11 protein-coding genes are annotated in these 12552 nt (G+C 39.5%); 2 read left to right on the forward strand and 9 right to left on the reverse strand.

What is annotated here, in order from left to right; all coding sequences use genetic code 11:
* Positions 1 to 6: 6 nt before the first annotated feature.
* The 4 genes from AACZ88_RS11475 to rpsF form a co-directional block, all read right to left on the reverse strand.
* Positions 7 to 3153: a carboxypeptidase regulatory-like domain-containing protein gene (locus tag AACZ88_RS11475; RefSeq protein ID WP_339710187.1), complete on the reverse strand. Its 3147-nt coding sequence runs from the start codon at positions 3151 to 3153 to the stop codon at positions 7 to 9.
* 89 nt (positions 3154 to 3242) lie between these two features.
* Positions 3243 to 3695, reverse strand: coding sequence for a 50S ribosomal protein L9 (gene rplI, locus AACZ88_RS11480; RefSeq protein WP_339710190.1), 453 nt, complete (start codon positions 3693 to 3695; stop codon positions 3243 to 3245).
* Positions 3696 to 3707: 12 nt separating this feature from the next.
* On the reverse strand, positions 3708 to 4004 hold the full coding sequence (gene rpsR / locus AACZ88_RS11485; RefSeq protein ID WP_089885658.1) for a 30S ribosomal protein S18: 297 nt from the start codon (positions 4002 to 4004) through the stop codon (positions 3708 to 3710).
* A gap of 4 nt (positions 4005 to 4008) precedes the next feature.
* Positions 4009 to 4347: a 30S ribosomal protein S6 gene (gene rpsF / locus AACZ88_RS11490; protein WP_339710201.1), complete on the reverse strand. Its 339-nt coding sequence runs from the start codon at positions 4345 to 4347 to the stop codon at positions 4009 to 4011.
* A gap of 231 nt (positions 4348 to 4578) precedes the next feature.
* Between rpsF and AACZ88_RS11495 the strand changes: the two genes are divergently transcribed.
* Positions 4579 to 5271, forward strand: coding sequence for a LytTR family DNA-binding domain-containing protein (locus AACZ88_RS11495; protein ID WP_089885665.1), 693 nt, complete (start codon positions 4579 to 4581; stop codon positions 5269 to 5271).
* Positions 5272 to 5280: 9 nt separating this feature from the next.
* Here AACZ88_RS11495 and priA read toward each other — a convergent pair whose 3' ends face one another.
* From priA to nadC, 4 genes are read right to left on the reverse strand one after another with little or no spacing between them, the layout of a single operon-like run.
* Positions 5281 to 7737 (reverse strand): primosomal protein N', encoded by a 2457-nt coding sequence (gene priA / locus AACZ88_RS11500; protein WP_339710206.1) that lies wholly within the window; start codon positions 7735 to 7737, stop codon positions 5281 to 5283.
* A 16-nt stretch (positions 7738 to 7753) separates the two neighbouring features.
* On the reverse strand, positions 7754 to 8197 hold the full coding sequence (locus AACZ88_RS11505) for a DUF2147 domain-containing protein (RefSeq protein WP_339710209.1): 444 nt from the start codon (positions 8195 to 8197) through the stop codon (positions 7754 to 7756).
* Entirely contained in the window at positions 8181 to 9161 is a 981-nt protein-coding gene (locus AACZ88_RS11510) for a YihY/virulence factor BrkB family protein (RefSeq protein WP_339710212.1), read from the reverse strand. Before AACZ88_RS11510 ends, AACZ88_RS11505 begins: the two co-directional genes overlap by 17 nt.
* Complete coding sequence (nadC, locus tag AACZ88_RS11515) at positions 9162 to 10019, reverse strand: carboxylating nicotinate-nucleotide diphosphorylase (RefSeq protein ID WP_339710215.1); 858 nt, start codon at positions 10017 to 10019, stop codon at positions 9162 to 9164.
* 136 nt (positions 10020 to 10155) lie between these two features.
* On the opposite strand from nadC, the gene rlmH reads away from it, so the two are divergent.
* Positions 10156 to 10629, forward strand: a complete 474-nt coding sequence (gene rlmH, locus AACZ88_RS11520) for a 23S rRNA (pseudouridine(1915)-N(3))-methyltransferase RlmH (protein WP_339710217.1) — start codon at positions 10156 to 10158, stop codon at positions 10627 to 10629.
* A gap of 15 nt (positions 10630 to 10644) precedes the next feature.
* Here the strand turns inward: rlmH and serA are convergent, their stop codons facing one another.
* A complete protein-coding gene (serA, locus tag AACZ88_RS11525; protein WP_339710220.1) occupies positions 10645 to 12537 on the reverse strand; it encodes a phosphoglycerate dehydrogenase in 1893 nt (630 codons plus the stop codon).
* Positions 12538 to 12552 lie beyond the last annotated feature (15 nt).

The following is a 12552-nucleotide window of genomic DNA, read 5'->3' on the forward strand; positions in this document are numbered from 1 at the left end:
TTGTTGTTAATTGAACGTATATCGTACACCTAATTGGGCTTGCCATCGCGATTGCAGACTTGAGTCAAAACTAAAAGTCTCTTTTAGGTCGGGATCAAAGGTATAAATCGGATTTCGGTCGGCATCGACCGTCACGCCCAAGACTTCTTGGTTTGTAGGTATTTGTACCACACCCCAATCGGAAGAAATTAAATTTCCCAAGTTCAATATATCTAAGCTTAATTGTAGCGTATTCTTGTTGCCAAATTTGATATCCTGTAAAATTTTCATGTCCCATCGGCTTCTCCAAGGCGACAATGCCCCATATCTCTCGGCATAGCTTCCGCGGTTATCGTTTAAATAATCATCTTGTTGAATAAAGGCTTCGTAGGCCTCGGCCTGCCCTGCACCACTAAAGGTCATCTGATTTACTTCCGTAGCTGTCGGAATATATATTAAATCGTTATTTCGAGATCCTACTTGATCATTGTTGATGTTGCCCGCATTCAAATAATTGTATCGCCCGCCTTGGGCATATTCAAAAAACGAGGAAATTGTCGTGCCTGTTTTGAAGGCTTTTGAAATTACTCCTATAAATCGGTGCGTATCACCATATTTCGAAAAGGAAAGCACGTCATTATTGGCATTTCCTGCAATCGCATTTCCATCAAAAGCATCACCGGTAATTTCGGCTTCGATAGAATTTACATCTTTTGAATTCAAATAGCTATAAGCAAGACTCGTAAACAAACCATTATTAAAGTTCTTTTGTGCCTTTAATACGGCATTTATCACCCGACCTTTATCCGAATTGGAAAAAACATACCCATTATTACCAAAATCACTATCGGCATAATAAGGTCTATTATCAACTCCGTTCAAAGTTTGAGACGGTTCGCCCAACCCCCAGTTCTGAACATGGGCCGCATTAACATCTTTGGTATACGACAGATCCGTAGTAAAAACGATGCCATTCTCCATTTTATAATCTGCACCAAGACTTGTACGCCAGACTTGTGGCCACTTATATTCAGGATCTATAATCTGATAGAAAAATACATCTACCCCTTGTACTTGATTGCCCAACCAAACAAATGGAAATCGCCCCGTAAACAATCCGGTTCCACCTCTTACCTGCAGGGTTCTATCGTTTTTGACATCCCAATTAAAACCTATTCGAGGTGAAACTAATAAATCATTTGATGGCATCTTCTCGGAGTCTAAAAAAACTTGGCTTCCTGTTTCTGGATCCGTATAGGGTATCGACGGCACATAGGTTCCGGTCGCGCCCCCTTTTCTGGCAATATTTTCCCGTATTTTTTCGGCCGTATCAAAATACAATGGCTTGTCAAATCTTACACCGTAGGTCAACTTAAAGTTCTCAGTAGCATTCCATTCATCTTGGGCATAAAATGCCAATTGGCCCACATTTGTTTCAGCCAAAGCCCATCCGCCCATATTTCCGGTGCCATTGGCTTCAGAAGTATTGCGTATTGAAATGGCCGAATTGATGGCACTTTGATAAAAGGCTACTAAGTCGGCCTCATTTGCAGAATCCCTAAAATCGGCAATCGAACCTGTTGGAAAGAAAGTACCTTGGGCCCCGTATCCTCCTAAATTGAATGAATTGGCAAACTGAAATTTCTCAAAGGATATGCCGACCGTAAAAGTGTGGTCTCCCTTGAAAAAATTTAGGTTGTTTGTTAATTGAAAAACCTTTTGATCCAATTTATTATTAATAGAAAATGGCTCGTGGCCAGCAATAATGTAGTTAGAACCTCCAGATTCATCCAGTAATGTTATTGCCGGAGCCGGTGTTGATTTGGGATTTCTGAAATCATCAAAAACGGTATAACCCACCTGTAATTTGTTAATGGCGTCATCAGACAAGGTCGAATTCAATTCCACCTGCACCGAATTTATTTTATTATTTATTTGGTATCCGGCATTTTCAAATTGCAAGGTCGTAGGGTTCGGCCCCCTAAAGCCCAAAGCCGTGGGGTGAGCAGGCTTTTCTTTGGACGCATCCAAGAAATTATAGATAACGGCAAGCCTGTTTTTGTCGTTGATATTCCAATCCAACTTAAAAATACCCTTGGTAGATTCTTGATCAAAATTAAATCCTTCAAACCTCCCCGGGTCATAGAATTCGCCATCACCTATTGATACTTGTCGGAGCACATTACTAACCAATTCAAAATCGGAAGCCAACACCCGAGATTCATTGATCGCACCTGTTCCGCGATTCGGAAGAAAGGCAGAACCCAAATCACTTCTTTCATCGCGTTCAAAATTAGCAAAGAAGAATAATTTATTCTTTATTATCGGCCCCCCGATACTGATTCCATATTGACTTTGACTGAGGTCTGCCTTAAAGACATCTTGACCTTTGATTTTACCTCCGGTCATGTCTTCATTTCTAAAAAAACCGTACACCGTACCGTAAAATTCATTGGTTCCGCTTTTGGTTACTGCATTGACTGAAGCACCTGTGAAACCCGACAAAGTAACGTCGTAAGGAGCCGTGGTTACCTGAATCTGTTCTATAGCATCAATTGAAATGGGGTTCGCCTCGGTCTGCCCACCTGGTTGTGCAGCATCAAGACCAAAAGGGTTGTTAAAAATAGCGCCATCCAACGAAAAATTATTGTACTGGTCATTTCTACCACCAAAAGAGCCTCCGCTGGCGGTCGGTTCCAATCGCGTAAAATCATTTGTTGATCTTGAGATGGTAGGCAATCGTGTTAGTTCTCTTCGACCTACCGAAGTTTCAGCCCCGGTTCTATCACTACCGAAAGTGCCTGCCTGATCAGAGACTACAATAACTTCGTCAAGCGATTGGCTTTCCGATACCAAAGTGACATCAAGGTTAAATGTTTTTCCAAGTGTCAAAAGTATATCACCTTGCCCATAACTTTGAAAACCAATATAGGAAATCGTTATTTCGTAAGGCCCACCAACTCTTAGATTCAATAGATTAAATCTACCATCTTCATTAGTAATAGCCCCATATTTTGTTCCTGTGGGCGTATGCAGGGCCACTACGTTGGCCCCCAAAAGCGGTTCGTTTTGATTGTCAACTACCGTTCCTCTAATATTCGAAGTGGTTACTTGCGCTGTGGCCAAAAAAGTTAAAAAAAGGAGGCAGACAAATAGTAGTATTTTTTGTTTCATAATCGAGAAGTGTTAGTTTACTCTAAAATAAAACAAAAAAAAAGAGTTATGCATGCATAACTCCTTTAACTTATCAACCGTTTAATAGGCTATTTTTGGGCAGCGACCACTTCGAAGGCAAAGTCGACAACAACATCCCTGTGCAGTCTGATCTGCGCATTGTATGGTCCCGTTCTTTTTACTGAACCACCCTGAATGTTAATATATTTTTTGTCTATAGCATGTCCTTCCTTGCTCAACGCCTCTGCTAAATCGATAGTAGTAACCGATCCGAACAATTTATCACCGGCTCCTGTCTTCGCTGAAATCTTCATTTCAAGACCTTTTAAAGCTTCGGCAGTTTTATTGGCGGCATCTACTACTTTCTTTTCCTTATGGGCCCTTTGCTTCAAATTTTCGGCCAACACTTTTTTGGCGGAAGAGGTAGCGATAGTGGCCAATCCTTGAGGAATAAGGTAATTTCTACCATAGCCATTCTTAACACTTACCAAATCATCTTTAAAGCCCAAGTGCTCTACATCTTGTTTTAATATAACTTCCATAGTACTTTTCTTTTATTTTAATAAATCACCAACATAAGGCATCAAAGCTATATGACGCGCTCTTTTAACCGCTTGGGCCACTTTTCGTTGATATTTTAAGGAAGTTCCTGTTAGTCTTCTGGGAAGCAATTTCCCCTGCTCGTTCACCAATTTCATCAAGAAATCAGCGTCTTTATAATCGATATACTTGATACCTGATTTTTTGAACCGACAATATTTCTTTTTGGTGTTTGTCTCAATATTCAATGGGGTCAAATACCTGATTTCCCCATCTTTTTTTCCTTTCGCCTGTTGTTGTAAAGTTGCCATGTTCTTACGCTTTAGTTTTTAACCTACTTCTTCTTTTCTCAGCCCACTCAATTGCGTGCTTATCTAATTTAACGGTCAAAAAACGCATCACACGCTCATCTCTTCTGAACTCTTGCTCGTACGAGCCAATGACTTCACCAGGACCGGTAAATTCGAACAAATGGTAAAAACCACTTTTCTTGTGTTGTATGGGATAGGCCAATTTCTTTAGCCCCCAATTTTCTTTGGAGACCATTTTGGCTCCATTGTTAATTAAGAAATCCTCGAATTTCTTAACTGTTTCCTCTATCTGGGTATCAGATAGAACGGGATTCAAAATGAAAACAGTTTCGTAATGGTTCATATTAATTTATATTTTAAGGAGCGCAAAAGTAAGAATATTTACGACTATTTACAAGAAAACGGAAAAATCTTCGTTATGGTTAAATATCATAATAATCGAACTTAACCTAAATTTAAAGTATGGTCATTGTCAATTACACAGTATTTTATGCAAAGTTTACAAATTTTATTGCCGTTTAACGTGTTTTTTCAGTAATTTGTCGATGATTTAACCCCTCAAATCAATCCATTTATGAAATTAAGAAGTATAATCGTAGATGATTCATCTATGCAGCGCATGGCAGTGGCGAAGCTGGTCAACAGCCATCCCAATTTGGCTATGGTGGCTGAGTACACCAATGCCATTGAAGCCAAGAACGGCATCAAAAACAACGAAATAGACTTAATTTTCCTTGATGTTGAAATGCCCATAATCAACGGATTCGACCTACTCGAGTCATTGGAAAACAGTCCTCAAGTCATTTTAATTACCGGTAAACCTGATTATGCCCTCAAGGCCTTTGATTATGACGTTACCGATTATTTACACAAACCTATTACCATGGCACGTTTTGATGCTTCGGTAAAGAGAGCCGTGGCCAAATATGAGCAAATGCATAGGGTCAACGAAGATGAAGAACATATCTTCGTAAAAAGCAACCTTAAAAAGAGAAAGGTTATACTGAATGACATCAAGTGGGTAGAAGCACTTGGAGATTACATCAAATTGGTGACCGATGAGGCCAATATTGTTATTCTTTCAACAATGAAATCCTTTGAAAAACAACTACCGGAAGATAAATTTCTACGCATTCATAAATCATATATCGTAAATTTAGAAAAAGTAGAAAAATTCAACAGCAAGAATGTTGAAGTTAGCGGACGTTCCATTCCATTGAGCAGAAACAAAAAAACGGAATTAGCGGAAGCATTGAACAACGTATAAACCAGGTACCTAAATGTGATCTACATTGTAGATAATACGAACACTTTGGAACTGGGCAATAGCATTAAAAGAATTAGAAATTCTTTTAATGCTATTTTTTGTTTTAGACATCGATTGTTTTTTAGGTATCTTAACGATAATATGCTTCAAATACTGATTTCTAATTCGAGCCACTGGTGGGTACTCGGGGCCCAACACCCCTTGCCCAAATACATTACGAAGTGCTTTGGCAAACCATGCCGAAGCTTCGTTTAATCTATTATAGTCTTTATGCTTGAAGGTTAATTTAATTATCCTGTTATTCGGTGGATATTTAAACTGTTCGCGCTCATACACTTGTTCTTTGAACATTTCTTCATAACTACTGGTCGTTACCTGTTTTAGAATCTGATGATAGGGATTATAACTCTGTATAAGCACTTTTCCTCTCTTTTGTGTTCTCCCTGCCCTACCGGCCACCTGGGTGAGCAATTGAAAACTACGTTCATGGGCCCGGTAATCTGGAAAATACAATAGGGTATCTGCATTCATAATGCCCACAAGGCCCACATTTCTAAAGTCAAGGCCCTTGGTCAACATTTGCGTGCCTACTAGAATATCGATTTCCTGTTGCTCAAAAGCATTGATTATTTTCTCATAGCCAAACTTGCCCCGGGTCGTGTCCAAATCCATTCGCCATGCTTTCGCATTTGGGAACAGGGTTTCCAATTCTTTTTCTACCTGTTCGGTACCAAAACCCTTGGTATCCAACGTCTGGCTACCACATGCCGGGCAGCTCTCTGGCAGTGCGATATGGTGACCACAATAGTGGCATCGCAATTGTTTTTTATATTCATGATAGGTCAAGCTCACATCGCAGTTTGGGCATTGTGGCGAATGGCCACAAGTAGTACATTCGACTACAGGTGCAAAGCCCCTCCTGTTTTGAAACAAAATCACTTGTTCGCCTGCTTCGAGGGTTTCACCAATTTCATCGAACAAACGCTCTGAAAAGTGACCTTTCATTCTTCGCTTACGAGTTTCTTCTTTTAAATCAACCAGCTCCATATCAGGCAACAGTACGTCACCATATCGACGACTTATCTCGGCATACCCATATTTACCAGTTTGAACGTTAAAATAAGTTTCAATACTCGGTGTTGCCGAACCTAATAAAATATTGCTTTTATGTAAGGTGGCAAGTACGATGGCCGCATCTCTCGCATGATATCGGGGAGCGGGATCAAATTGTTTATAAGAACTCTCGTGTTCTTCATCGACGACGATCAATCCTAAATCTGAAAAAGGCAGAAACAATGCAGATCTCGCCCCGATCACGATTTGTGCCTTACTTTTTTTGAGCGCCACATTTCTCCAAACCTCTACTCTTTCCTGAACGTTGTATTTTGAATGATAGACAGACACCTTCTCTCCGAAATACCCCTGTAATCGAACTATTAGCTGTGTTGTCAAAGCAATTTCAGGAAGCAAATACAAAGCTTGCTTACCTGAACGCAAACATTGTTCTATCAATTTTACGTATACCTCTGTTTTTCCAGAGGATGTCACTCCATGAAGCAAAGTCACCTTTCCCTTTTCGAAGTTTTCGGAAATATCCTCAAAAGCCTTTTTCTGATATTCGTTGAGTGCCTTGATACTCATATTTTCCCCGCCCTCGTCATAATTCACCCGATCCGTTTGAATAAAGTACTCCTCCAATATTTCCTTTTCGATCAATGATTTGATTACCGCTTTCGAACCACCGCTCATTTTTTCCAAGTCATCGACTTTTATGGGCTTCGTATTGCCGGCTTGTAGTTGAAAAAGTGAAAGTACCACCTGACTTTGTTTAGGCGCTCGCGTCAGGTTTTGTAACAGAAGCTCAAGCTTAGCTTCGGAAGCATATTCTTTTCCAAGTTTTACATAACGCACCAGTTTTGGTCGGTATTGCTCAAAAATTTCTTCCTTAATTAGAATAGCATTCTTCTCAAGCAATCGGTTCAAAACGGGAAGGGCATTTTTTCTATCGATTATAGCCGCGACCTCATGCACTTTCAAAGATGTCTGATGCTGCAAGGCTTCAAACACCAAAAATTCATCATCTTGAAGTGTATTCTCATCCACATTATATGCATGGTTCTTAAGAATCAGGGTTTCGCTTTCCAACAAAAATGCACTTGGCACGGCGCTTTTGAAAACCTCACCCACGGTTGCCATGTAATATTCAGCGATCCAACGCCAATGCTGTAATTGTATTTCATTTACAATAGGCGCTTCATCTAATATTTGGTGAATTTCTTTGGCGTTGTAAGCTACTGGGGCATTATTATGCACATCGTTTACCAACGCCGTATATATTTTAGACTTACCAAACGGTACAGCCACCCGCATGCCCGGCTTTAAAAATTTCGCCTCATCTTCGGAAATACTATACGTAAAAAGTTTTGCTAATGGAATCGGCAAGATAACGTTGACAAAATGCTGCATACTTCAAAAATACCACTTAACCCTCTTCCCTGAGCCAGGTTTGTGTTCTATAAATAAAGGCTAAATAACCCCTGACTTTAAGTTCATCGGGATTATCAGGGTTAAGCCAAATTTTACACCTGAATGTCATTGCCTGTTGGGGATCAAAAAGCGTGTCTCCCTTATATACTCCTTTACCCTGATGTTCGGCTGCCTCGATTATTGTCATGCCCAACACGGGCTGATCTTTGCGTTCATCATCACATTTGCTGCAAATAAAATTTTCTTTCCCTTCTTCCAAAATCTCCACAACATGACCATACATCAATCCGTCTTTTTCATAAATATCGATCAAAGCCTTGGGTTTGCCCGTTCTGTCATCGATTGTTTTCCATGTTCCAAATACCGTCTGTGATTGTAAAATTTGACTAAATAATAAGAATATTGTACATATAATAAATACTTTATTGGCTTTCTCCATTCTTGCTATAATTCTTTCTTAGGGAGTTTAAAGTTGCATTCAGTTCAAACCCCAGCAGTAATATATTGGAATTTAACCAAATAAACACCAATAAAATCAACAAACCTCCCAAAGCGCCGTACAATTCGTTGTATCGGGCAAATTTTTCCACATATATCCCGAAAAGATACGATGTCAACAAGAACAATAGGGTCGTCATAAGCGCTCCCAAAGAAAAGAATTTTGCATTTTTTCCTTCCCGTGTACCAAAATAGTAGAGTATGGCCGTTATCAAATAGGAAAGCAATGTTAGAAACAGCACTTTACCGATTTGCACCGCCAGTATATCGCCTTCCTCAAGGTTAGAACCTTCGGAATATGCAGCGAATTCACTAAGATAACCCAATACGTAAAACTCAAAATATACGAAAACAATGGCCCCTACTATTAAAAGAATAGAAAGAATAAGGCCTACCATCAATGCCACTGCATATTGTCTAAAAAAACTTCGATTGAGTTTTACATGGTATGAAGTCTCAAAACCTGCGAAGATGGCGTTTACCCCATTGGCCATTAAAAAAATGGACACTACGAAGGCAGACGATAATAGTCCGCTCTGTTTTTGATCTTTTATCTGATGGTAGATGTCACCAAAATAATCTCCAGTAGCCGTAGGCAAAAATGTCTCCAGAAAAATCAAAAGCTGGGCATCAAAAGAATCATCCCCGACACTGACATAAGGAATAATAAACGGCACCAGGTTAAACAAAAAAATCAATAATGGAAAAAGTGCCAAAAAAAGACTAAAAGCAATAGAACTCGCTCTAGTAGATAGTGCCCCTTCGACTATGCCCACAATATAAATTTCCAAAAGGCCATATAACGACAGGCCCTCAAAAGCGGGCAATTGTATTTTTTTCAAAAAACGGACTACCCATTTCAAAATGGGTATTTTATCCAGTTTTTCTGCAATTTCTTTGGACATCTACACCGCTTTAAGGCTTAAATCCATATTATAAACCGAATGCGTCAATGCTCCGGAAGAGATATAATCAACTCCACATTCAGCATATTTTCGAACCGTTTTCTCATTAATGTTTCCTGAAGATTCCGTAAGACATTTATCTCCTATCAAAGCAACTGCAGACCGCGTATCGTCGTAGTCAAAGTTATCCAACAAAATACGATAGACTCCATCTGACTGAATAATTTCTTCAACCTCGTTCAAATTTCTAGCTTCTACGATTATTTTTAAATCCCTTCCGGTTTCCTTTAAATAATCCTGAGTTTTTCGAATTGCCTTTGTGATGCCCCCTGCAAAGTCGATATGGTTGTCTTTAAGCATAATCATATCGTACAGTGCAAAACGGTGGTTCTCCCCTCCCCCAATTTTCACTGCCCACTTCTCAAGAGCCCGTATACCGGGGGTAGTCTTGCGCGTATCTAAAATTTTGGTATCGGTACCTTCCAACAATTCGACAAATGAATGCGTCTTCGTTGCTATGGCGCTCATGCGCTGCATGGCATTCAACACCAAACGCTCAGCTTTCAAGATACTTTGCGATCTCCCCGACACAAAAAAAGCAATATCACCATATTTGACCTTGGCACCATCTTGCAAGTTCACTTCAATTTCCATGGCTTCATCGACGTCGGCAAACACTTTTTTGGCAAAATCTATCCCCGCAATGATTCCTTCATCTTTAACCAATAGTTTAGCTTTTCCCATGGCGTTCTTCGGAATACAAGATAATGAACTGTGGTCACCATCGCCAACATCTTCACGAATGGCATTTTTAATAATAATATCGATTTCCCTCTGAAATTGTTCTTGTGTAATCATTAATGGTGTTTTGTTCTCATGCTAAATTAACAAATAGTTTCGTTTTGTAGTTGCGGGTTCGAACTTGATTCTTGAATACGTAGTTATTCTTTAGGTACGATTTTCCAATTTGGCAATTGAAAGTTACTTTTGCCTTATGACAATTAAACTCTTGGCCATAGGAAAAACCGATAGCAATCAACTGCAACAGCTTATTTCGGAATACCAAAATAGACTGAAACATTATATAAAATTTGAACTGGAAATCATTCCTGACATTAAAAATGTCAAAAACCTATCGGAAATCCAACAAAAGACAAAAGAGGGAGCACTTATACTCAAAAAGCTGAACCCTACAGATGTTGTAGTGCTATTGGATGAAAATGGAAAACAATTTACTTCCGTTACATTTTCGGAATACCTTCAAAAAAAAATGAATTCAGGAATGAAACAACTGGTTTTCGTAATTGGTGGCCCATACGGGTTCAGTGATGCCTTGTATCAAAAAGCCCAAGGAAAAATCAGTCTATCGAAAATGACTTTTTCACACCAAATGGTTCGATTATTTGTAGTCGAACAACTATACAGAGCTTTTACGATTCTTAAAAACGAACCGTACCACCACCATTAAACTCAACAACGGTTGCTAGTACAACACCCTAAATTTAATGGTATTCTCAACCTTTTTCAGTGCCTTAACAACTTCTTTGTTATATTCCTTATCCAAATCTGTTATTACATAGCCTACCTCACTATCGGTCGAAAGATATTGTCCTGTAATATTCAGTCCGTATTTAGCCAATACCTCATTGATTTTAGCCATAATACCCGGAACATTTTTGTGAATATGCAAGAACCGGTGTGCATTCGTTTGTTTAGGTAATCGAATATTCGGGAAGTTAACCGCATCTACCGTGTTACCCGAGTTGATATAGTCCATTATTTTATTAGGCACAAAATCGGCAATATCCCGCTGTGCCTCTTCGGTGCTACCCCCTACATGCGGCGTCAATATCACATTTGACAAACCTTGAAGCTCTGTTCTGAAATCACCATTGCTTCTTGGTTCCTCAGGATAAACATCGACCGCGGCCCCACCAAGCTTACCACTCTTCAAACCATTGACCAAAGCCGGAATATCAACAACAAAACCACGGGAAAGGTTGATCAACATGGCCCCGTCTCGCATCTGATTGATTTCACGCTCACCAATAAAATTCTTATTTGCCTTATTATCATCGATATGAAGGGTGACTACATCGGAAACATTCAATAAGTTCTCTAACGTATTGCACTTAACGGCATTTCCTAGCGCCAATTGGTCGTTAACATCATAGTAATAAACCCGCATACCCATTGCCTCGGCTAGAACCGATAGCTGCTTTCCTATATTGCCATAACCAACAATACCCAGATTCTTACCACGTATTTCCCTGGAATTAATAGCGGTTTTGTTCCATTGACCGCCATGTATCTCCGTACTTCTAGGAAATACGTTTCGCATCAACATCACTATCTCGGCAATCGCTAATTCAACAACGGAACGTGTGTTGCTATAGGGGGCGTTAAAGACTGCAATACCCTTTTTTCGGCAATAATCAAGGTCTATTTGTGTAGTTCCGATACAAAAAGCCCCGACCACTAATAATTTGTTCGCTGCTTCTATAACTTTTTGGGTCACTTGTGTTTTCGAACGTATACCCAAAACATGAACTCCCTTTATTTTCGCTATCAATTCTTCCTCTGACAAACTATGCTTTACCAATTCGACGGAAAATCCGTCTTGGGAGAGGTTATCAAAAGCTGCCGGATGCACATTTTCAAGTAGCAGTATTTTTATTCTGTTCTTTGGATAGGAAATATTACGCGGCAAATCGTTCACAAATAAAAACTCATCTAAATTCGGAGTTACGTGATCTGCATTGCTAGCCGCTTTTTCTCGATGTACATTTTCGGTATAAGCGAAAAATTTATGGGCGATACCCGCTTCACGCATTACATAATCACTATAACCATCACCAATTACCTGTACCTCACCATCAAGATTTAAATCTCTCAAGCATTGAATCTTACCGTTGTGTGTCGCCAAAACGTTCTCCTCATCAAAGCCTATAATATTTCCGTCGGAATCAAACTCAAACGTATTGGCATATACTCTTTCAGAAGGAATATTGTATTCCTTTACAATAGGATCAATAAATTCTTTAAAACCACAGGAAATCACGTAGATATCGTCAGCAAACTTCTCAAAAAATTCCTTGTTCGATTCGATCGATTTGGATATTTTTTGACGCAATTCAGCAACCAGACCATCTAAATCAGACTTATTGGCATTCAGTAACTTTATTCTCCGCTCCAACGATTCAGTAAAGGAAATATCACCGTCGATACCCAAATTGGTTATCTTTTGAATTTCACCAATTACCTCATCTTTATTCGATTTTCCTTGCAAGGTCATCTCAGCCAAGACATCCAAGGCTTCGACTCTTGTCAAAGTGCTATCAAAATCAAAAACGTACTTTCTGCCCACTTCTACCATGTTTTAAAAAAGATT

The organism is uncultured Kriegella sp. (assembly GCF_963975415.1).
Classification (GTDB): Bacteria; Bacteroidota; Bacteroidia; order Flavobacteriales; family Flavobacteriaceae; genus Kriegella.

Excerpts from the sequence above, each read along its gene's own strand:
- AACZ88_RS11475 (WP_339710187.1), bottom strand. The coding sequence starts at position 3,153 with ATGAAACAAAAAATACTACTATTTGTCTGCCTCCTTTTTTTAACTTTT.
- rplI (WP_339710190.1), bottom strand. The coding sequence starts at position 3,695 with ATGGAAGTTATATTAAAACAAGATGTAGAGCACTTGGGCTTTAAAGAT.
- rpsR (WP_089885658.1), bottom strand. The coding sequence starts at position 4,004 with ATGGCAACTTTACAACAACAGGCGAAAGGAAAAAAAGATGGGGAAATC.
- rpsF (WP_339710201.1), bottom strand. The coding sequence starts at position 4,347 with ATGAACCATTACGAAACTGTTTTCATTTTGAATCCCGTTCTATCTGAT.
- AACZ88_RS11495 (WP_089885665.1), top strand. The coding sequence starts at position 4,579 with ATGAAATTAAGAAGTATAATCGTAGATGATTCATCTATGCAGCGCATG.
- priA (WP_339710206.1), bottom strand. The coding sequence starts at position 7,737 with ATGCAGCATTTTGTCAACGTTATCTTGCCGATTCCATTAGCAAAACTT.
- AACZ88_RS11505 (WP_339710209.1), bottom strand. The coding sequence starts at position 8,197 with ATGGAGAAAGCCAATAAAGTATTTATTATATGTACAATATTCTTATTA.
- AACZ88_RS11510 (WP_339710212.1), bottom strand. The coding sequence starts at position 9,161 with ATGTCCAAAGAAATTGCAGAAAAACTGGATAAAATACCCATTTTGAAA.
- nadC (WP_339710215.1), bottom strand. The coding sequence starts at position 10,019 with ATGATTACACAAGAACAATTTCAGAGGGAAATCGATATTATTATTAAA.
- rlmH (WP_339710217.1), top strand. The coding sequence starts at position 10,156 with ATGACAATTAAACTCTTGGCCATAGGAAAAACCGATAGCAATCAACTG.
- serA (WP_339710220.1), bottom strand. The coding sequence starts at position 12,537 with ATGGTAGAAGTGGGCAGAAAGTACGTTTTTGATTTTGATAGCACTTTG.